This window comes from Gardnerella sp. KA00243 (assembly GCF_049244105.1).
Lineage (GTDB): Bacteria > Actinomycetota > Actinomycetes > Actinomycetales > Bifidobacteriaceae > Bifidobacterium > Bifidobacterium leopoldii.
In genome coordinates, this window is sequence record NZ_CP058375.1 from 443485 (window position 1) to 466005 (window position 22521).

General features: G+C 41.1%; 15 protein-coding genes, 5 tRNA genes and 1 riboswitch. Of the genes, 19 read left to right on the top strand and 1 reads right to left on the bottom strand.

From position 1 onward, the window contains the following. Nucleotides 1-559: 559 nt before the first annotated feature. The 15 genes from HXT50_RS01725 (at nucleotide 560) to HXT50_RS01795 (ending at nucleotide 15811) form a co-directional block, all read left to right on the top strand. The gene (locus HXT50_RS01725) at nucleotides 560-808 is read left to right on the top strand and encodes a hypothetical protein (RefSeq protein ID WP_421776956.1); all 249 of its coding nucleotides are present in this window, start codon (nucleotides 560-562) and stop codon (nucleotides 806-808) included. Between the two features lie 412 nt (nucleotides 809-1220). After that, nucleotides 1221-1293 (top strand) — tRNA-Gly (locus HXT50_RS01730). A 28-nt stretch (nucleotides 1294-1321) separates the two neighbouring features. Continuing rightward, a tRNA-Cys gene (locus tag HXT50_RS01735) sits at nucleotides 1322-1392 on the top strand. A 30-nt stretch (nucleotides 1393-1422) separates the two neighbouring features. After that, nucleotides 1423-1494, top strand: a tRNA-Val gene (locus HXT50_RS01740). Nucleotides 1495-1533: 39 nt separating this feature from the next. Next, nucleotides 1534-1606, top strand: a tRNA-Val gene (locus tag HXT50_RS01745). 254 nt (nucleotides 1607-1860) lie between these two features. Continuing rightward, nucleotides 1861-1950, top strand: a riboswitch (TPP riboswitch). Between the two features lie 193 nt (nucleotides 1951-2143). Continuing rightward, nucleotides 2144-3385 (top strand): hydantoinase/carbamoylase family amidase, encoded by a 1242-nt coding sequence (locus HXT50_RS01750; protein WP_119522786.1) that lies wholly within the window; start codon nucleotides 2144-2146, stop codon nucleotides 3383-3385. 319 nt (nucleotides 3386-3704) lie between these two features. Next, on the top strand, nucleotides 3705-5189 hold the full coding sequence (gene allW / locus HXT50_RS01755; protein WP_421776957.1) for an allantoin permease: 1485 nt from the start codon (nucleotides 3705-3707) through the stop codon (nucleotides 5187-5189). A gap of 1 nt (nucleotide 5190) precedes the next feature. Continuing rightward, the gene (allB, locus tag HXT50_RS01760; protein ID WP_421776958.1) at nucleotides 5191-6567 is read left to right on the top strand and encodes an allantoinase AllB; all 1377 of its coding nucleotides are present in this window, start codon (nucleotides 5191-5193) and stop codon (nucleotides 6565-6567) included. 59 nt (nucleotides 6568-6626) lie between these two features. Continuing rightward, a complete protein-coding gene (gene thiS / locus HXT50_RS01765; RefSeq protein ID WP_004106666.1) occupies nucleotides 6627-6824 on the top strand; it encodes a sulfur carrier protein ThiS in 198 nt (65 codons plus the stop codon). Then, nucleotides 6825-7448 carry a sulfur carrier protein ThiS adenylyltransferase ThiF gene (gene thiF, locus HXT50_RS01770; protein WP_004106663.1) on the top strand — a complete coding sequence of 208 codons (624 nt, stop codon included), beginning with the start codon at nucleotides 6825-6827 and terminating at the stop codon, nucleotides 7446-7448. It abuts the gene before it with no gap. Continuing rightward, nucleotides 7438-8205, top strand: a complete 768-nt coding sequence (locus tag HXT50_RS01775; RefSeq protein WP_004108959.1) for a thiazole synthase — start codon at nucleotides 7438-7440, stop codon at nucleotides 8203-8205. The genes thiF and HXT50_RS01775 overlap by 11 nt, the downstream gene beginning before the upstream one ends. A 143-nt stretch (nucleotides 8206-8348) precedes the next feature. Next, a tRNA-Gly gene (locus HXT50_RS01780) sits at nucleotides 8349-8424 on the top strand. Between the two features lie 174 nt (nucleotides 8425-8598). Further along, nucleotides 8599-11853: a tetratricopeptide repeat protein gene (locus HXT50_RS01785; RefSeq protein WP_421776959.1), complete on the top strand. Its 3255-nt coding sequence runs from the start codon at nucleotides 8599-8601 to the stop codon at nucleotides 11851-11853. Nucleotides 11854-11911: 58 nt separating this feature from the next. Next, nucleotides 11912-14680, top strand: coding sequence for an NAD-dependent DNA ligase LigA (ligA, locus tag HXT50_RS01790; RefSeq protein ID WP_421777140.1), 2769 nt, complete (start codon nucleotides 11912-11914; stop codon nucleotides 14678-14680). Nucleotides 14681-14683: 3 nt separating this feature from the next. After that, a complete protein-coding gene (locus HXT50_RS01795) occupies nucleotides 14684-15811 on the top strand; it encodes an Mrp/NBP35 family ATP-binding protein (protein ID WP_004574245.1) in 1128 nt (375 codons plus the stop codon). A 92-nt stretch (nucleotides 15812-15903) separates the two neighbouring features. On the opposite strand, the gene HXT50_RS01800 is transcribed toward HXT50_RS01795, so the two are convergent. Beyond that, nucleotides 15904-17274, bottom strand: a complete 1371-nt coding sequence (locus HXT50_RS01800; protein ID WP_004574246.1) for a DUF349 domain-containing protein — start codon at nucleotides 17272-17274, stop codon at nucleotides 15904-15906. 96 nt (nucleotides 17275-17370) lie between these two features. On the opposite strand from HXT50_RS01800, the gene hisS reads away from it, so the two are divergent. The 4 genes from hisS (at nucleotide 17371) to HXT50_RS01820 (ending at nucleotide 22520) form a co-directional block, all read left to right on the top strand. Next, nucleotides 17371-18771, top strand: coding sequence for a histidine--tRNA ligase (gene hisS, locus HXT50_RS01805; RefSeq protein ID WP_004106651.1), 1401 nt, complete (start codon nucleotides 17371-17373; stop codon nucleotides 18769-18771). Nucleotides 18772-18862: 91 nt separating this feature from the next. After that, entirely contained in the window at nucleotides 18863-20659 is a 1797-nt protein-coding gene (gene aspS / locus HXT50_RS01810; protein WP_032842491.1) for an aspartate--tRNA ligase, read from the top strand. 146 nt (nucleotides 20660-20805) lie between these two features. Then, nucleotides 20806-21618, top strand: coding sequence for an amino acid ABC transporter ATP-binding protein (locus HXT50_RS01815; RefSeq protein ID WP_004106646.1), 813 nt, complete (start codon nucleotides 20806-20808; stop codon nucleotides 21616-21618). A gap of 68 nt (nucleotides 21619-21686) precedes the next feature. Further along, nucleotides 21687-22520 (top strand): glutamate ABC transporter substrate-binding protein, encoded by an 834-nt coding sequence (locus HXT50_RS01820; RefSeq protein ID WP_064340390.1) that lies wholly within the window; start codon nucleotides 21687-21689, stop codon nucleotides 22518-22520. Nucleotide 22521: the final 1 nt, after the last annotated feature.

Here is a 22521-nt window from a genome sequence, read left to right on the forward strand (position 1 = left end):
GAGCGATTATTCCTTACGGCTTCGTAGCGGCTGATTTGGGAGCTTGCAATCCCATTGATTTCAAGCTCCTACAAAGCGCGCGAAAGCACTTTAGAATGCCAAGCTTGCTCAAAGTTGAAAGCGCACTGTGCTTTCAATGCAAGCGAGGACTGACTTCGTAAAACTAACAAAGTCAGTTGTTCTACACAAAGATTTATGCAAATGTGTTTACATTCGATATGTATAGTGATAGCCTAGCAAAGCCGTGGCGCAAGGGCGGTTTTCCTTTTCGTCCTCTTGACAATGACGCGCCATGGCACTTTAGATCCTTTCTGAATATGTGTGTGATTCCTAGAAGTTATAGCCATTTAGGTTGACTGGAATCGTCTTTTTCACCTATGGGGGGGGGGGTGATCTTAATGCGCGTGTGATCCTCGACAACCAGCTTTCAAGACTGGAACATTAGTCTGAGGAGTACCATTTTCAATATTTTCTTCAAAGGTTGAGTGAAGAAAAGAAAAAGTGTGCGTGTTAATACTGCGTTCACAGTTATAGAAGATAAGAGAGGAGTTAAAAGCTAATGAACATGCAGAAAATTTATTATGACATGGCTGAAAAACTTCGTCCCTATGCTGAGCCATACATGAATGAAGATTGCAAAGAAGCAGCTAGTAATGCTACATGCGCAGGAGAGTCTTATGAAGCATTAGCAGATTACTTAAGTTTTGCATGGGAACAGCAAGATACTCCTTGCAATCTTATTGTTGAAACATACAATCTTATTGACGATGACTATCTTGATTTATATAACGAAATGGCAGATAACTAGGGATCCAACGTCGTCAACATTCTGCAGATTACGACGAAGATGAATAAATCTTATATTAAAAAAACACTTAAAATGAAAATTGCGAGGGACCCCTCGACTAACAATCTGACGTAAACGGCAGCTGCGAGGCCCTCGCGTTATTTTCATTATAGCTTTATTTTTTATAATATCCAATGTAACAAATGATTCAATAAATACTATTGTTCAAAAACGTTTATCTAGAAAAGATACGAAGCTGAATTGCGTTTGCATAGTAGAAAACGGGAAAATTAACTATTACAAAAGAGCTGGTCATTCCCCCAAAACACCACCAAACGACACGCCAAAATAGGCGAGGGCTTGCATTTGTAAATATTTCGGGTATAGTAGTTACTCGTGCTTCGGAGCTGACATTGTTCAGTAAAGTTGCATTGCGGACATAGCTTAGTTGGTAAAGCGCAACCTTGCCAAGGTTGAGACCGCGGGTTCGAGTCCCGTTGTCCGCTCTAGGTCCGATGAGTTATTCGACCTTACGGTGGGTTAGCCAAGCGGTTAGGCAGCGGCCTGCAAAGCCGTATAGATGAGTTCGACTCTCGTACCCACCTCGATTAAGCGGGTTAGCTTAATACACAACCGGGCGGTTGGCGCAGTGGTAGCGCACTTCCCTGACACGGAAGGGGTCACAAGTTCGAACCTTGTATCGCCCACTCGAAAGGATTGCCTTTCACACATAATTAAAAAATTTTGGGTGATTGGCGCAGCGGCTAGCGCACTTCCTTCACACGGAAGGGGTCATAGGTTCGATTCCTATATCACCCACAATATGTTCGCAGTGTAGAAGCACTGCGTTTTTTGTTATCTGGCTATTTTTTATTTCCTAACTTACATATGAAAATTTTTTGCAGCCGAACATACCTGCAACCACAAATGGAAGCAATATCTCATATCAGTCAACAAATCAACCAATCAACCAGCCAGTCAATCAATCAACCAATCATTTCTTCACAGAAACACACATACTAATGTTCATTTTGAGTTCATTTAATATCGTGCTATACTCGTCCGAGTACAAGTGAAAATTGCAGGGGTACTGGAAACAGTTGAGAAACACCCTTTGAACCTGTTTTGTTAAGACATGCGTAGGGAGCAATTACAATAAGTGATTTCTTTCTGTCACGATTTTCGTGACATCTTGCGTTGCCACAAAGTAGTAGCAATTACACGAGTATCAACTAAACAATTAAAAAAAGATTTAAAAAACAATTAAAAACTAAAAACCAAACACCAAAACCAAAAAAATATCCGCCTGAATGTCACTTTTGGGAAAACTTGCACAAGTGAGGAGGAATACTGCACATGATCGATAGCAGCATAAGTGCTGAAACTATAGAATCGGCCATAAGCTGGCTTGCAGGATTCACAGAAAAACCAGGAGAACAAGGAGTTACTCGACCTCTTTACACAAAATCTTGGAAACAGGCTCTTTTTGCTCTTCGTCAACGATTTGAAAAACTCGGTATGACTGTGGAATTCGACCAAGTTGGAAACCTAATTGCAACTGTTGAAGGATGCGAAAAACCAGAAAGCATAATAGCTTGCGGATCGCATATTGACACAGTTTCAAGAGGAGGTCGTTTTGACGGCCAACTTGGAATAGTTGCAGCCTATTTAGCAATTAAGAATTTACTTACTAGATATGGAAAGCCAAAGAAAAGTCTTCGCATTATCTGCTTAGCAGAAGAGGAAGGCTCACGTTTCCCATACGTATTCTGGGGTTCAAAGAATTTCTTCGGGCTAGCCAAAAAAGAGGACGTAGAAAATATTTGCGACAGTGAAGGTGTTCCTTTCGAAACAGCAATGCGTGAAGCTGGGTTCAATTATCAAACAACTCAACCTAAGTTCGCAAATCTTGAAGCCTGGATTGAGCTACACATTGAGCAGGGACCAACGCTTTACAGCAATCACGAAGATTTAGGTATTATCACTAGCATTGCCGGTCAGCACCGTTGGGATATTCATCTTAAAGGCGTACAAAATCACGCTGGCACAACAATGATGTCCTACAGGCACGATGCAGTAGATTGCATGTCTCATATAATCGCCAAGAATCTTGACAAAGCCAAGCAAGCAGGCGACCCACTGGTACTTACTTTCGGTAGAATCAGCGTAGTTCCAAATCAAGTAAATATTGTTCCTGGAGAAGTTACTTTTTCAATGAACTGCCGTCATACAGATAAAGCTTTTCTTGATAAATTCTTGCAGGAACTCGACGAGGATATTCACGAAACTGCCAAGTCTTATGGCATTACAGCGCAGATCGATAAGTGGATGTCTGACGATCCTACACCACTTAGCGACGATATTATTAATCTTTTGAAAGATCAAGCTAATAAGCAAGGTTATGCGTACAGAGTCATGCATTCAGGTGCTGGTCAAGATACGCAAATTTTTGCTCCGTTTGTAAAATCCGGAATGATTTTTGTTCCTTCAAAAGATGGTATTAGTCACGCTCCAGAAGAGTACACAGATCCGCAAGACGCTGTTCACGGAGTAAAGCTTTTACGAGATGCTCTGCATAGTTTGGCTTATGAGGACTAACTAAAAAAACCAACTAAAAAGATAACGAAAACCAAACGAAAATCAAAAAATAGAAATTTAGGAAGGATACAAAAGGCATATACGATGCAAACTTCACTGCTTAATTAATCGCAGCGAAGAAAAGTGAATATCGAATGAGAGTACAACGCTTATTCACGAATAAGAGGCTGATACGAAGGGGCGCACCACCACGGGTACGACATCCTTTCGTATCTTTTTTTATTTTTGAGCAAAGTTGCGATTATTACTTTCAAAAAAACTCAAAACTCAAAACACAAAAAGAATCAAATTTACAAACAAGAAAAGTAAGGAGGTGCGCATGCAAATTAGTAAACTGCTACAAGATGAGCCAGTAGCTAGTAAAAACTTGGACTGTTACCGCGAGCGCGGCTACACTAACGAAGATTTACTGCCAAAGCCGCAAGAAAAACGCACAATGAGCGCTCTTAATTTCTGCACTTTGTGGATGCAGTCTGTACACAATATTCCTAATTATGCTGCAGTTGGCGCATTCCTTTTAATGGGATACTCTCCAATTTACGTAATGATTGGTATCATGCTTGGCGCAATTCTTACAGCAATTGTCATGGTTGCTAACGGTGTTGTAGGTTCCAAATACGGCATACCGTTTTCTATGCATTTGCGAGCAACATACGGAAAAGCAGGCGCTCAACTACCAGGATTCCTCAGGGGAGTAGTTGCTGCAATATGCTGGTATGGAATTCAAACATATATAGGTGCGAAAGCTTTAGAGATTCTAGTTGGCAAAATTTGCCCTGAGTTTCTTACTTTTGGAAACAAAATACCATTTGTAGGTTCGCACATACCTATTATTATTTCCTTCGCAATATTTTGGTTGCTTAATTTGGCGATTGGTTTAGGCGGAGGAAAGACTCTTAATAAGCTAACTGTAGTATTAAGCCCACTTATTTACGTTGTTTTTGGTTGCATGAGCGTATGGGCTATTAGCTGTGCTGGTGGTTTATCTGCAATCATGCAATATCATGCTACTGTTCAAGCGCCAACTAATTACGGTCTTGGGCTTTTCATGATGATGGTTGTAAATTCTGTACTGGGCGTTTGGGCTGCTCCTGCCGTTTCTATTGCTGATTTTACGCAAAACGCAAAGTCAACTATGGCTCAACTAAAAGGTCAAATTGCTAGCTTCTTGCTGAGTTACGCGCTTTTTGCTTTTACAAGCGTAGTTATTTTAGTGGGCGGATCGCTTTTTTACCATGAAACTATTACAGATGTTCTTGTTATCATAAACAAGTGGGATAGTCTTCCTGCAATTGCAATAGCTACTGGGTTGCTTCTACTTACTACAGTTTGCACAAATGCTACTGGCAATATTGTTCCTGCAGCATACCAGCTAACTGCTTTAGCTCCGCGATTTGTAAATTATAAGCGTGGCGTAGTTATTGCAGCTCTTGTAAGCACTGTGTTAATGCCGTGGAAGTTTATGGCTAATATTACAGGCTTCTTGAATCTTATTGGTATGCTTTTAGGCCCTATTGCAGGTGTTCTACTTGCCGACTATTACGTAGTAAAGCGCACGCATATTGATCTTGATCAAATTTATTACGATACAAATAGCTCGTCAAAATCTGCCTATTCTGGAACTAACTGGATATCTTATACTTCTACGATACTTGGGCTTTTATTTGCTCTTTCCGGGCAGATAATTCCTCTACTTTCACCGCTTACTCAAATCTCATGGATTGTGGGATGCGCTGTAGGCTTCGTGTGTCAAATATTACTATCAAAAGTTTTTCAGCCAACAATGGCTAAAGAAAGGAAATAATATGAACTACGATGTAGTAATCACAAACGGTTTGGTTGTATTCGATAATGAAGCAACTAAAGCCGATATAGCAATTAAAGACGGCAAGTTTGCCGCTTTTGGAAGCAACTTTACAGCCGATAAAACTATTGACGCAACTGATTTAATAGTTGTTCCTGGAAAAGTTGATTCTCATGTTCATATTAACGCTCCAGGCGGCGGCGTTCGCGACGATTGGGAAGGTTTTGTAACAGCAACTTCTGCCGGCGCAAAAGGCGGTATTACTACAATGCTGCAAATGCCTTGCAATCAGATTCCTGCTACTACTGATGGAAAGTCATTTGAAGCAGTGCTTGAAGAAGCCGACGGAAAGCTCAAGGTTGATGTTGGTCAAACTGGTGGTTTGGAGCCGCAAAATCTAAACGGTGGAATATGCGAGCAAGATAAGCAGGGTGTCGTTAATTACAAAGCATTCCTCGGCACTACTGGTGACAAGGATTTGCAAGTTGATTTGTATAATTGCGACGATTATTCCCTCTACACCGGTATGCAGCAGATTGCAAAAACCGGCAAAATTTTGATTATGCATTGCGAAAACGCTCCTATTACAGACCAGCTTGGAAAGAAAGCTCATCAAATGGGAGCTAGAAAACTTTCTGAGTTCGTAGCAACCAGACCTGTTTTCACTGAAGTTGAAGCGATTGAACGCGCTTGTCTTTTTGCTAAAGAAACTGGATGCAGAATTCATATTGTTCATGTTTCTTCACCGGAAGGCGCTCAAGCTGTTGCTGACGCTCGTAAGAATGGCGTAGACGTAAGCTGCGAAACTTGCAACCATTACCTGTATTTCGACACTTCTGAGCTTGACGAAATTGGAAATATCGCTAAGTGCACTCCGCCAATTCGTGACAAGGAAAACCAGAATGGCTTGTGGGAAAAGGTTTTTGACGGTTCTATTAACTTCATTGTTTCCGACCATTCGCCAGCTCCTTTGAGTTTGAAGCAAACTGATGATGCTTTCACAGCTTGGGGTGGTATTGGTAGCGTTCAAAACGATGTTGATGTGTTCTTTGATGAAGCTGTGCAAAAGCGCGGAATGTCGTTGACTCAATTTGTGGCATTGAATTCCAGCAATTCTGCAAAACGCTTCGATTTGAAAGGAAAAGGCAGCATACGTTTGGGTTATGACGCAGATCTTGCATTCATTAAACCAAATGCTCCTTATGTTCTTAAAGCTGAAGACCTTGAGTATCGAAACAAGTTCAGCCCATACGTTGGTCGCACTATTGGCTGCCAGGTGGTAAGAACTTTGCTTCGCGGCGAAGAAATTTACAGCAAAGAAAATGGCGTTTGCAAAGGCTTCAAGGGCAAGTTTATTCTTCATCCTGCTAAGGCTTAGATAGAATATTTAACGTAATATTCAAAACTTAAAGCATATTCTACAGAAAGGAGGTAAGTGTGCTGAAACTTAATCACGATACTGTGGATTATGTTGAGAACGAGAATTTACTTGAACTACTTAAGCGCGAAGGTTACGACAGTACTTTTGTTGCAATAGAAGTTGATGGTGAATTAGTAAAACGCAAAGATTTTGAAACTTTCATAGTTAAAGATAACGCAAAAATTGAAGTATTTAGCATTATGGGAGGAGGATGAATGGAAAGTGACGATATTCGCGCAAAAGTTCTTAAACGTCAGCTAAAGGAAGATAATGATTTGTTTGCTCAACAATCAGTTTCAATACTTGGCTGCGGCGGTTTGGGATCAAATATTGCGTTAATGCTTGCGCGAGCCGGCGTAAAAAAGTTGTACATTTACGATTTTGACAGTATCGAGTATTCGAATTTAAACCGTCAAAATTATACGATTAACGAAATTGGACAACACAAAGTATCTGCTACTAAAGCGCGGCTTAATGAAACTTTGCCATACGTTGAAGTAGAAGCTTTCGTACAAAAAGTTACGCCGGAATCGTTAGATGAGATTGCTGAGCGCTCCGACTTGTTTATTGAAGCATTCGACAATCGCGAATCAAAAGCAATGGTTCTTGACTATTTCATGAATCATCCTAACAAATATGTTATTACCGCTTCTGGCTTATCTGGACTAGGAGATATTAAGAACGTAAAAATTAAGCATCTTTCAAACGTGTGCTTAGTAGGTGATTTTAAGTCTTCTCCTGAAGAAGGCTTGTATTTGCCTTATGTTTCGATTATCGCAAGTTTAGAAGCGTTAGAAGCGTTGAAATGGATAAAAAATGGAGGAAATTATGGAGAATGAAGATTATTTAGAATTAGGTGGTAAGAAGTTTACTTCTCGATACATTTTGGGTTCTGGAAAGTATTCTGAGGAGCTTATTGATGCCGCAGTAAATAGTGCTAAAGCTGAAATGATTACTGTAGCAATTCGTTATAGCGAGAAAGCTGCAGGAATTTTAAAGCATATTCCAGAAGGCGTTACCATTTTGCCTAATACTAGCGGATGCGTAACTGTAGAGGAAGCAGTTAACACTGCACATATTGCTCGCGAAATGGGTTGCGGAAACTTCATCAAGCTTGAGATTATTCCTGATCGCAAGTATTTGTTGCCAAACAATGAAGCTACTTTGCAAGCAACAAAGATTTTGGCTGACGAAGGCTTTACTGTTCTTCCTTACATGTATCCAGATTTGTACTTTGCTAAGGCAATGCGCGACGCTGGAGCTGCTGCAATTATGCCTCTCGGCTCTTTGATTGGCTCTAACAAGGGTCTTGAAACTAAGAAGTTTATTCAGCTTATTATCGACGAAATCGATCTTCCTGTTATTGTCGATGCTGGCATTGGCGTTCCAAGCCAGGCTGCTGAAGCAATGGAAATGGGTGCTGCAGCTGTAATGGCAAATACTGGAGTTGCTACTGCAAACGATATTGTGCTTATGGCTAAAGCATTCAAGCTTGGCATTGAAGCAGGCCGCGCAGCTTATCTTGCAGGTCCAGGTCGAGTGCTTGAAAAGGGTGCAACACCATCTTCTCCAAAGCGCGATGACGAAAGCAAGTAAGCAAACAAATAAAATAAGTCTTCAACTTAAAACACTGAAAATCTGAAACAAGTAAGCCTTACAAGTGCAGCCAGTACTTGTAAGGCTTGCGACATACCTAATTTGCACTTTTTATGAAAATGATATAAGGTATTCACTTGTTTGCGGACATAGCTTAGTTGGTAAAGCGCAACCTTGCCAAGGTTGAGACCGCGGGTTCGAGTCCCGTTGTCCGCTCCATTTGAAAATAAAATATCCACAATTCTGCAACATTCACACATCGAACATGCGTTTCCTATATACTACTTATATACTGAACTATGATGTGACGAGTGCAGTCAGCGCACAAGATTAAATGCTGAATGCTTACGAACGCAACTTGCATTATGTCAACGACTTGAAAGAATGGGGATTATGGCTGAAGACGTGCAATCTACCGAGCAGACACACTCTAAAGAAGATCGTATGTCAATCATGTCAGACGCTATTGATTCCTTATGGCAACAAGGCGAAATTACTTCCATTCCTACTTTTTCTAAACACCGTATTTTTTGTGATTTTCCAGGACTTCCAGCAAATACCCAACTAGCTTGGTTTAAAATCCCTGGGAAACTATTTGGAATTGCGCTAGGTTTATGCAAAGATGATGGAAAACATTTTCGTCAACTTGCAATCGCAGACAAAGATGGGAGAGTTTACACAGGAGATAAAGTAACTCCTGTAGAAGCAATTGAGCGCATACCACAATTGTCATTTATTGAGCAAGGGTCTTTTAATCTATATAACAAAACTAGATTCTATGGATCTAAGCAAATACAAGCATCACATAACTTTACAAAACAACTACAAAACGTATTTAAAAATTTACGAAAAAAGAAAGTAAATAAGAATACTTCAAGCTCATACGCAAAACAAAACATTAACGATAAGCCTTTTGTCTATGGCGATGTTGTTATGCAAGTTTCTTTAGATGATGGCTTACATCAAGTTGCTTCATGGATCTGCTTAAACAATGGAAAGCATAAAAAATATACTATCGAAGGCACACGCGTATCGTTGAGTGACGATTTTAGATGCAATCTTTCATATGAAGACGCTATTGCTACAGTATTTTTTGCGACTTTTTTTGTGCCAGATTTACACCAATCATTAGTTGGTTTTGGATATTTTCACGTATTACACCGCTTGCATACAGAAGCTCCTCTTGGCGCAATAAGAAGAAGCGTTTCCGATATTAAAACTGCGCGCAAAGAAGGTTTTAGAGTTTCCGGTTTGGAAGAATACTACGAACGCGTCATGCGCGACGTTGGAGCATTAGAGCAAACTCACAGTCTAGAAGCAGTCCATGCAGCGGAAAGATTACACTTACAACCTGCACAGAAAACTTCAGCACATTACTTGATTTGGGATGATTCATTAGAGCCTTCTGCAGCTTTGAAAGTGTTGCGCATTGAAGGTGCATTAAACAGACTACAAGCAATTTATCAATGCATTCAAGCAAACGCATCGCAAGGTGGTAAAAGTTTAGAAGATAATATTACTTGCGAGCGCATTTGTGCTATCGATAACTCATTTATTGAAGATCCAGCTTTTATTGCTAGCGAAGATTTAGGAATGCAAAGTTTCGGAGATCCTACGCAAGATGACTGTATTCGCCCATTAATGCATTTATGGCGCAAAGCTCGCAAGTGCCAACAGTCTGCATCGTATTTAAAACAGACTGAAGCAGGAGAGTGGTTGTATCGCCAATCTTTAGCTGAACTTATTCGTAGCTTGTATTTACCGTTCCGTTTTGATGCAGATTTTCGCTCTAATTTAGGAGATGGGAAAGTTGCATTAGCTTTTACAGCAACAGGATCATCACTAATGCCAAGAAGTATCTACGATACTCATAAAAATAAGTGGCATGAGTATAGCGATAGCGAAAAGTCCAATATTTCAGTAAATTACAATTTGAGAATTGGAATTATGCTTGCAACTCTCGCTTTTGGTATTAGCGATAAAATACAGCAAGTTTCTATTAGACTTGACTCTATAGGTTTAGAAGAAATGGTTGCTGCACAAGATAGCGCTATTAGCAATCTACTAAATCGTACGCTAAGAGCACTAAATAGAATTGATAACAATAGTACGACGCACGAAAAAGGTGAGCCAAAAGATGGAGACATTCATGGCGACCCTTCTAAGTTGCAAGATTTGCAACACCTACCGTTTGCTGATGTTGTAGAAGCTGCGCAATCATTAGTAGATGAGCATAGCGATGATTTAACAAGCGCGATGGCAGCCGGAAACAATGAAAACAACGCAAACAACACAAATAACACAAATCCTTTAGCAGCATTTAGCGAACCGCCAGAAGTGCGAACTTTAATGACCGTCACTTTCGAACGTGACAATTTCGTAAAACATATTCGCTCGCACGGATTACGAAATCCTATAGAATTCTACAAAAAATCTAACGCGCGTATAAGCTTAAACGAAAATTGCAAGCTTAACACTGTAGAACCATCATTCGATTTGCATGACACTTGCTTCTCGCCTAACGGTGCACAGGAAGAGCCAGAGTTTTCAGACACACTATTTAACGAAGAACAAGAAGAAATACTCGGAACAGAACATGCTAAAGGTCTTTCTATACAACGAGAAGACTTGCTACAGCAAGCAGTCGCCGATTTTCATCATATTGCTTCACAACCATTGCTAACAACAGCTGAAAAAGCTCGTGAAGCAATGAATATCATCGAACAAATTGGCGACCCAGAGCTTAACAACCAAGCAGATATAGTAACTCGTTCACTTATTGACGAAACTACAATACCGGAACTTCATTTCAAAGCATCTCAAAATATAAGAGATATGCGCATACACGCCCAAGAACAACTCATAGAGGGCGACATTAAACAAGCATTAGAATCTTATGAGAACAATATTGCAAAATTTGACACCATGTTCACAATAGATAATGCTGTGCCACGTTACTTTAATTCATATGCAGAACGAGTAGTGTACAACCGCTTATTCGCAACACCAGACGAGCAAACACTACTTATTCCAGACGGATTATTCTACGCCCACATGGAATTAGCAGATTTGCTCTCACAACTACATCAATATGATGCGGCGTTAAAACATTTAAACACAATGGTTTCATATGCTCCAACATACGCATTATCGCATTTGCGACTTGCAGCAGCGTTATCGCAACAAGAAGATTGGACGTCAACAGTAGCAGCATGTCTAAACGCACTTCGAGTCGCATTAGACAAAGACGACGCAGCATTCGCATACTACAGATTAGCTTATGCAGCTTGGATGCAAGACAAGTTCACTCTGGCAGCAAGCGCTTACCGAATGGCAGACTATTTAGCTCCAGGAAGAATAGAACCGCTACAAATGGAACTAGAAGAGTTATTATCACGAATGCGCTCGCAGTGTTATAAAGCTCCTACTAGTATGGATGATGTTAGACATTGCTTTATGAGTGACGATATTCCTGTCTGGCCTAATATTGAAGCAAATCATATTATTGGAAAAGCTGCAAAGCTAACTGTTGACGATGGAATGTTTGTAATTGCAAGAACTTTGTGTGTAGCGCATATTCGAATGTCACTGAATGACGATTGTGAAGGTGCAGTACAATCACAGTTCTTACGTTCATTAAATGCGTAAATGGTAAGTGACATAATCTATATAAAGCAACAGCTGATTTGAAGGGGGTTTCATGAGTATGGCTCACGATGATATCGAGTCAAAAAACGCACAATGGACTCTTTTTGACGATTTTGACGAGCAAAATAAGACTCATGAAAATACGCAAAAAACAGATACATGGATTGCTCAACTTCAACCAACAGACACTGATGCGTTGACTCTTGGAAACTTGCAGCCAGCGACGCTTACTATAGAGCAAGCTGCGAAACTTTGGGCAAAATTGGCAGCTTGGGCACAATCTGATCAAATTGCTTATTACGTAGAAGATTCTCCGACTAGTTCAGACGCAGCATATGATGCAAGAATGCGAGCGCTAAGTGCTTTAGAAGCTGCCTTCCCAACTTTAGATACTCCTCAATCCCCAACACATCGCGTAGGTGGAACTTTTTCTAACGATTTTACTTCTGTAAAGCATCCGTCTCGAATGATGAGTTTGGATGATGTATTTTCAATTGAAGAATTACACGATTGGTATAACAGCGTAATTCGCGATTTACAATGGGATGAGTCTAAACCTCTTCCTATGACTTGCGAAGTAAAAATTGATGGTCTTGCTTTAAATCTTATTTATCGCAACGGTACTCTTGAACAAGGTCTTACTAGAGGCGACGGCGTAACTGGCGAAGATATTACATTAAACGTAAGAACGATTGAAGCAATACCAACACAGCTTCATTCTGACAATCCTGACGATATTCCTGAGTTCGTGGAAATTCGTGGCGAAGTTTTTATGAAATGGGAAGACTTTAGAAAATTAAATGATGAACAAGAAAATGCTGGACGAGTTGCTTTTGCAAACCCTCGTAACGCTGCAGCTGGCTCTTTGCGCCAAAAAGACCCACGAATTACAGCCACGCGTCGATTAAGCTTTTTTGCACACGGACTAGGTGAGCTTCGTTGGAAAGAAAATACAAGCCATAACAATAGTGAAACAAAATTTAATCAGTCTGACGCATATAAGCTCTATCAACAGTGGGGAATACCTGTTTCTCCGTACACAAGAAAAGTCACAAATTTTTCTGAAATAGAAGAAATGATTGACTATTACGGAGAGCATAGGGCAAATATTTTGCACGCTTTAGACGGCATAGTTGTAAAAGTTGATGACAGAGCATTACAGCATCAACTAGGAGCTACTTCTAGAGCTCCACGATGGGCTATTGCATACAAGTATCCTCCTGAAGAAGTTAATACTTATTTGAAGGATATTATTGTCCAGGTTGGAAGAACTGGAAGAGTAACTCCTGTAGCTGTTCTTGAACCTGTTACTGTAGCAGGATCGACAATTTCTCGCACAACTCTTCATAATGCTTACGAAGTTGAACATAAAGGTGTGCTAATTGGCGATACTGTCGTAGTTCGTAAAGCTGGGGATGTTATTCCAGAATTAGTCGGACCGGTACTTAAAGCTAGGGAAGGGCGAGAAAATGAACTTAGAAAGTTTGTTATGCCAGAATACTGCCCATCTTGTGGAACTAAGCTAGCTCCTGCAAAAGAGGGAGATAAAGACATTCGTTGCCCAAATGTAGAAAACTGCCCAGCTCAACTTACAGAACGAATAATTCACTTGGCTTCCAGACAAGCTTTTGATATTGAAAATTTGGGCGATAACGCTGCGCTAGCTCTTACAAATCCTGAGGATTGCAGGCCTACAACTGCAGAAGTTTACTGCCCAGATATGGATAAAATTATAATTCAGCGAGGAGCAACTCAACAATCATATATACCGGCACCAGATTTAACGCTACCTGAACCACAAACTCCAGTACTTAGAAATGAAGCTGGATTATTTAGTATTACTGCCGACGATTTGCAAAATGTAATGGTTTGGAAAGAAATTCCTCTTGTTGAAGAGTGGAAAGAAGTTAGTAAAGACGGTAGCTTTAAAAAGCGTACACGCAAAATAGGCGGATCTGGTCTTTGGCATCAAGTTAGAGCATTTTGGACTCGCACAATCGAAGCAAAGTTATCTACAAATTACGAAGCAGAAGGAACTCCCGAAAAAACTACTTCACCAAACGAACAATGGGATCCTCAATATCCTAAATTCCAAGTTCCAATTGACGCTAAAGTGGTACTTTGGAAAAATAAGCGCATTACTAGAAATGCTAAAACTAGCGACAACGCTAAAGAAACAATAAATGTGCCATGGTATACAAGACCTTCTGAAACTACTCGTAGTATGCTTGAAGAAATAGCTCAAAAAGGCAAAAATGCAGCACTGTGGCGAGTTTTGGTTGCTTTATCTATTCGTAGACTAGGTCCACCAACTGCACGTCTTATAGCGGCAAATTTTGGATCTTTAGACAATATTTCCAAAGCATCTATTGAAGAACTTACACAAATTGATGGAGTTGGTCCTGAAATTGCGCAAGCAGTATACAACTGGTTCCAACAAGCTAAAGACCCTACTAATTGGCAATTTGAAGTATTAAAATCGTGGCAAGAAGCAGGTGTAGTAGGGAAAGTTGAAGCATCATCTTTCGCTCAAACATTAGTAGGTAAAACAATAGTTGTTACAGGATCTTTGCAAGGATTTACAAGAGACAGCGCAAAAGAAGCTATAGTCTCAAGAGGCGGCAAAGCATCAGGATCAGTAAGCAAGAACACATATTGCGTTATTCTAGGCGAAAATGCAGGATCCAAGGCAACTAAAGCGCAAGAACTTGGCATCCCTATGCTTAACGAACAACAGTTTAATACTCTTTTAAAAACTGGGAACTTAGAAGAAATACTACAAATTGCAAATAATACTGTTCCAAATCTCATTGCTGAGGAATCATAACGCATGAATACAAGTGAACTCGAAAAACAAGTTTACGATTTGCTGGGTAGCGTTATTGATCCAGAATTAGGTCGCTCTGTTACCGAATTAAATATGGTAACCGGAGTGCATGTGATAGAAAAAGCTGAAACCATTGATACAACAAAGTTTGCTTATGATGTAGAAATAAATCTTGAACTTACTGTGCCAAATTGCCCTCTTGCAGAAGTAATTACAGGACGAGTTCAAGAAGCTATATCTAAATATCCTCAAGCAATACTCATACCGCACGTTAACGCTACTGCAATGAGTAAAACTAAATTAGAAAAGTTGGTTGCAGATTTAAAAGCTGAACGCAAAGAAAATCCATTTAATAAAGCTGGCACTCGCACGAGAATTTTTGCTATAGCTTCTGGGAAAGGCGGAGTTGGAAAATCTTCTATAACTGCTAATTTAGCTGCAACTTTTGCAGCATTAGGTTACGATACTGCAGCTATTGACGCCGATATTTACGGCTTTTCTTTACCGCGAATGTTTGGAGTTAATTCTCAACCAACAAATTTAAACGGAATGCTTATGCCTGTAGTTGCTTGGGGAGTAAAGCTTATTTCTATTGGAATGTTTGCTGGAACTGATCGTGCTATTTTGTGGAGAGGACCACGATTACAACGTTCTTTAGAGCAGTTTCTTTCAGATGTTTGGTGGGGCAACCCTGATGTTTTACTTCTTGATTTAGCTCCAGGCACAGGAGATATGGCATTAGCTGTAGCGCAATCCTTACCAAACGTAGAGCTTGTTGTAGTAACAACTCCACAGCCTAGCGCATCAGATGTAGCAGTTAGGTCAGGTCTTATGGCTTTGCAAATTCCTGTAAAAGTTCGCGGAGTTGTTGAGAACATGAGCTGGTTTGAAAATAACGGCGAGCGCTTAGAATTATTTGGTTCAGGAGGAGGAAGGAGAGTAAGCGAACAACTTTGTAACGCTCTTGACACTAATGTGCCTCTTTTAGCTCAACTTCCTTTAGATCCTGCGCTTAGAGAAACTGGTGAAGCAGGGAGACCTGCTGTTCTAACCGAAGATGGAAAATTGGCAGATTCTAATTTAGCTAATACTTTTATTCATTTAGCTAAATCTTTAATAAAAAACTCTTAAAGCAAATAAAGCTTAAAAATACAGCCGAAAAAATAAGTATGGGGTTGCTTAAAATCAAGCGACCCCATACTTTTAGTTAGTTATAAAACTAATTATTTAACAGCGTTCAACCACTGCTCTTTAGTAGCCTTTTCAGCTTCCAACTTAGCTTTACGCTTATTATCGGTTTCCTTAGCAATAGCAGCGTTAAGCTCTTCTAGTTGTGCTTCCAACTGTAAAGCAAAACTGGACTTACGAGCGTTAGCTTCAGGATCAGCCTCACGCCAAGCAGCTTCTTCAACAGCCTTAATCTTTTTATCAACGTCGTTTAAGCGAGACTCAATACGACGCATATCTTCACGAGGAACGAAACCAATAGCATCCCATTCTTCCTGAATCTGAGACAAAGCCTTACGAGCTTTCTTAGCAGCTTCTTCATTTTCTACTGGCAACAAAGCCTCTGCTTTTACGAGCAAAGCTTCCTTCTTAGCAAGATTTTCGTGTTCTCCAGCATTAACCTTTTCACGGTCATTTTGACGAGCATGATAGAAAGCATCAGCAGCTTCGCGGAACTTAGCCCACAAAGCATCATCGTGCTGGCGGCCAGCATTGCCAGCTTTCTTCCAACGATCCATCAAAGCATTGAACTTCATAGAAGTTTCACGCCAATCTTTTGAATCTTTTAAGCTTTCAGCTTCTGCAATAATAGCTTCCTTAAGCTGCTTAGCAGTATTACGCACGTGCTCACGTTCTTTAACCCAAGAATTGCGAGCCTGAGAGAATGCAGAACGAGCCTTTGAAAAACGCTGCCACAAAGCATCGGCATCAGACTTATTCAAGTGAATAGTAGTACGCTGATGCTCCTGCCATTCGTCAAATAAAGCACGTAGCTTATCGTTTAATTCACGCCAATTAGTAGATTCATTCATTTGCGCTACTAACAATTCTGCACGTTCTACAATATTTGTACGCTCTTTCAAAGCTTTTTCCAGAGCTTCTTTTCGAGCTTTAGCGATTGCTTCCTTCTTTTCATTACCTTTTGCAGTCAATTCGGCGTGTCGCGCACGTAAAGCAGCAATATCGCCTACGGCAGCAGGATTTTCCAATTCAGCTTTCAAAGTATTAAGCGTTTCGTCAATTTCTTTTGCTTTTACATTGGAAGCTTCTAAGCGCTTAGCAAAAAGATCAAGCTTAATCTTCAAATCAAGATAACGGTGAATATAGAAAGTCAACGCTTCTTCAGGAGTGCCAGTGGAGTATTGACCAACCTCACGCTCAGCACCGTTTTCAGTAACGTAAACAGTGCCATTTTCATCAACACGGCCAAAAGTTTTTGCGGCTTTAATATCCTCTTCACTATAAGAAATGGTTGGTGCTTGAGCAACAACACGAGTCTTATGCGCGAAGCTTGCTGGAGATGGAGCAACTGGCTTTGGCGCGGTAGTAGTTTTAGTAGTTTCTTCAGGTTTAGTCTGTTCGGTCACGGGACGACTCCTTACAGCAGATGCACGGTAACATTGTTACGAATAAGTATGACGGTAAGCCATGATTTTTCCGCAACACCACCTATTATAGTGGACATGGTACAAGGCTCATCAATATCGGGTTTCCCTGAATGGCTTCCTAGTGAACGCGCTGTTGAACAGCAAGTAATTGACACACTAAGAGAAGTGTTTGAACTCAACGGTTTTATTGGAATTGAAACGCGTGCAGTAGAACAGGGTTCAAGCTTATTAAAAAAAGGCGAAACCAGTAAAGAAATTTATTTATTATCGCGTTTACAAGAAGTTGGTCACGAATCCGACACTCCTGTAGAAGAACGCATTGGTTTACATTTCGATTTAACAGTTCCACTCAGCCGTTACGTCGTTGAGCATACTGGTGATTTGACGTTCCCATTTAAGCGCTGGCAAATGCAAAAAGTTTGGCGAGGGGAGCGTCCACAAGAAGGTCGTTTCCGTGAGTTTGTTCAAGCAGATATCGATGTCGTAGGAAATGGCGAATTACCTTCACACTACGAAGTTGAACTTCCACTTGTCATGGTTGAAGCTCTTGAGCGTTTACGTAAGTTCGGTCTTCCTAAGGCAACTGTTCATGCTAACAATCGAAAGCTTTCTGAAGGTTTTTATCGCGGTATTGGATTAAGCGATATCGAGGGAGTTCTTCGAGAAATCGATAAGCTAGACAAAATTGGCGCTGAAGAAGTATCCAAGCTTTTGGTAAAAGAATGCGGCGCTACGGCTTCTCAAGCTGATGCATGCTTAGAATTAGCTGAACTTACTGCCGAAACAGGAGATGAGTTGAAGTCTCGTTTCGACGAATTATGCGATAAGCATAATATTTCTCGAAGTGATGATAACGAGTCTTACGTTTTAGCTTCTCAAGGTGTTGAAACTCTTGCAATGATTGTAGACGAAGCAGCACGTATTCGCCCAGGCGCTGTTGTTGCTGATTTGAAGATTGCTCGTGGACTTGACTACTATACTGGTTCTGTTTACGAAACTTTCCTTGACAATGCAGCATCTCTTGGTTCAATTTGCTCTGGTGGACGTTACGATAATTTAGTTTCACAGGGCAAGAAGAAGTATCCAGGCGTAGGACTTTCAATTGGCATGTCTCGACTGCTTTCTTATATGCTTCACACTGCAGGAGCTACTGTTTCTCGAGTTTCTCCTGCTGCAGTACTTGTTGCAGTGTGGAATGAAGAAGATCGTCCTGCATGCAATGCTATTGCTAAAACTTTACGAGATCGAGGCATTGCAGCAGATGTTGCTCCTAGCGCAGCAAAGCTTGGTAAGCAAATAAAATATGCTGACAAGCTCGGCATTCCTTATGTGTGGTTCCCTGCTGATAGCACTGAATCAGAGTCATCTCACGATGAAGTAAAAAATATTATTACTGGCGAACAGGAAACCGCGGATGCCACGTCTTGGCAACCGGATACTGTTTATGCCCGGCAGACAGTTTCTTGCGCTAAATAATGTTCTTGCAAATTTGCTTGAATATTGTGCGCAAAATCATGTCAATAGAAACAAATGAATATATCAATTAGATTGTAGAGGAAGTGGACTTATGAGCCAGACGGCGTATCGCACACATCATGCCGTTGAAGTGACTGAAGAATTAGTCGGGCAAAAAGTAACCATCGCTGGTTGGGTTGATCGTCGCCGCGATCATGGTGGAGTTGCCTTTGTTGATGTCCGTGATAACACAGGCTTAGTGCAAGTTGTTATTTACGATGAAGAAACTGCACGACCATTGCGTAGTGAATTCGTTGTGCAAGTGACCGGCGAAGTTCGCTTGCGTCCAGATGGCAACGAAAACGATCATTTAGCAACCGGTAAAATTGAGATTGTTGCAGAAACTGTTACTATTCTCGCAAAGTCAGACGCTTTGCCATTCCAGGTTTCAACAGCTTTGGAAAACGAGTCCGAGAACAAGCTTCCAAGCGAAGATGTTCGTTTGAAGTATCGTTACCTTGATTTGCGTCGCCCATCTATGCAGCGCAATTTGAAGCTTCGCTCTGATATGGCTAAGGCTGCCCGCCATGCTTTGGAAGACATGAACTTTACTGAAGTTGAAACACCAACTTTCATTAAGTCAACTCCTGAAGGTGCTCGCGACTTCGTTGTTCCAGCACGATTGGTTCCAGGCTCTTGGTACGCACTTCCACAGTCTCCTCAGCTTCTAAAGCAGTTGCTCATGGTTTCTGGCGTCGAGCGCTACTATCAGCTTGCTCGTTGCTATCGCGACGAAGACTTCCGTGCGGATCGTCAGCCTGAGTTCACTCAGCTTGATATGGAAATGAGCTTTGCAAGCCAGGAAGATGTTATGGCTATGGCAGAGCGCGTTATTGCTGCTATTTGGAAGGAAGCTGGTCACGAGATTGCTCTTCCTTTGCCTCGTATTACTTGGCAGGAAGCAATGGATAAGTATGGTTCCGATAAGCCTGATTTGCGTTTTGGAAACCCACTTATTGAGTTGACTGACTACTTTAAGAACACTCCATTCCGCGTGTTCCAAGCTTCATACGTTGGCGCTGTGCTCTTTAAGGGCGGTGCTGCAACTCCTCGCCGTCAGTTTGACGCTTGGCAGGATTGGGCTAAGCAGCGTGGAGCTAAGGGATTGGCTTACGTTGTGTTTGGTGAAGATGGCGAGTTAAAGGGTCCTGTTGCTAAGAATCTTAGTGAAGAAGAGCGCGCAGGTCTTAAGGAAGCTGTTGGAGCAGAAGATGGCGATGCAGTGTTCTTCGCAGCAGGCTCCCGCGAGTCTTCGCAGCTTTTGCTCGGTGCTGTTCGTGTAGAGCTTGCTAGCCGCGCAGGATTGCTTCACCCAGATGAGTTTGCTTTCACTTGGGTTGTTGACTTCCCACTGTTCAAGCGCACTGATGATCCAGATGATGACGACGTTGCTGTTGGTCACTCAAAGTGGACTTCTATGCACCATCCATTCACAATGCCATCTGCTGATTGGATCGATAAGTTTGATAAAGATCCAGAGCACGCTATGAGCGATTCTTACGATATCGTGTGCAACGGTAACGAAATGGGCGGCGGATCCGTTCGTATTCACCGCGACGATATTCAAGATCGTGTGCTTAATGTTCTTGGAATCGATAAGGCTGAAGCTGACGAAAAGTTCGGCTTCTTGCTTGAAGCTTTCAAGTATGGTGCTCCACCTCACGCTGGTATTGCTTTGGGTTGGGATCGTACTGCTGCAATTTTGGCAGGCGCAAGCTCAATCCGCGACGTAATTGCATTCCCTAAGGCTGGCGGCGGTAGGGATCCTCTAACCGGCGCTCCTGCTCCGATTTCTGACGAGCAGCGTGCTGAAACTGGCGTTGATTACGATCCAGAAGAAAACGAGTAAATAGAAATACTTGTAAAAAGTGTTATTGATAAGCCGTTGATTGTTGATTTTATGATTACAATTAACGGCTTTTTTGTAACGTAAGAGTTACAAAACGTAACGATAGTGATAAATAGCCGTAACACAGGTTAGCTAAACTTCTTGTTATGGATAAGCAAGTATCAAAGTCAAATCCAAACGCCGAGGATATGACTAATCGCACTATTTCAGTGCAAAAAGCGGCAAATCCCCTCGTAGAACTAAGTCATGTCGAAAAGCATTACGGAAAACTTCATGTGCTTAAAGACATCAATCTGACTGTTAACAAAGGCGAAGTACTAGTTATTATCGGTCCATCTGGTTCTGGTAAATCGACAATGTGTCGCACAATTAACCGTCTCGAAACTATTGATTCAGGTGACATACGTATTGACGGTGAGCCACTTCCTCAAGAAGGAAAAGAACTTGCAGCTTTGCGAGCAGAAGTTGGTATGGTATTCCAGTCCTTTAATCTTTTCGCTAACAAGACTATTTTGGAAAATGTTATTCTTGCTCCAATGAAAGTGCGGCATATGGATCAGCAAAGTGCTGAATCTCTTGCTATGGAATTGCTTACTCGAGTCGGAGTTGATAATCAAGCAAATAAAATGCCTTCACAACTTTCCGGCGGTCAGCAGCAGCGTGTTGCAATTGCTCGAGCTCTTGCTATGCAGCCAAAAGTTATGCTTTTTGATGAACCTACATCTGCACTAGATCCGGAAATGGTTAATGAAGTTCTTGATGTCATGGTTGAACTTGCAAAAGAAGGCATGACTATGATTTGTGTTACCCACGAAATGGGATTTGCACGCAAGGCAGCTGACAGAATTGTATTTATGGCAGATGGTCAAATTCTTGAACAAGGCACTCCTGAAGAATTCTTTGAACATCCAAAAACTGATCGTGCAAAAGATTTCCTTTCCAAGATTCTTACGCATTAATCTGCTTTTTGTTTTATCTTTCAGTAAAATTCTGAAACTTTAAAACAGTTCTTATGAAGGGAAAAGATATGAAAATATTACAAAATCGCATTTTTCGTGCGATACTAGCGATGCTTTGTACCATATGTTGCGTTATGCCACTTACAGCGTGCGATCGTAGCGATGGTAAAAAAGTCATACGCATCGGTATTAAATTCGATCAGCCAGGCATCGGCTTCAAAAAATCAGGAACTTACGTTGGATTCGACGTTGATGTTGCAAAGTATGTTGCTAAAAAGCTTGGCTATTCCGAAGATCAGATTGTGTGGAAAGAATCACCATCTAAACAACGCGAAACGATGCTCCAAAATGGCGATGTTGATATGATTGTAGCCTCATACTCTATTACGGATGCTCGTAAAAAAATGGTGACATTTGCAGGACCATATTTTATTGCTGGCCAGGATTTACTAGTTCGAAAAGATGAGCATAAAGTAAGCGGTCCAAATGATTTGGACGGAAAGCGTTTATGCTCAGTTTCAGGCTCAACATCTGCAATTGCTATTAAGGAGCGTTACTCTTCAAAGGTACAGCTTATGCAACAGCCTGGTTATGCAGAATGTGCAACTGCATTATTCTCAGGAATTGTAGATGCTGTAACTACCGACGACATTATTCTTGCTGGTTTAGCAACCGCTTCTCGAGGTCGTTTAAAGCTTGTAAACAAGCCATTTACCGCAGAATATTACGGAATTGGCATTAAAAAAGGAAATACAGGCTTAGCTAAGAAAATTAACACAGCCTTAAAAGACATGATTCGTAACGGATCATGGAAAAGAGCTCTAGACGACAATTTACGAGGCACTGGCTTTAAGCCAAACGCAAAGTATAATCCGCCAATTCCTCAAGAAGGAGAGAAGTAAT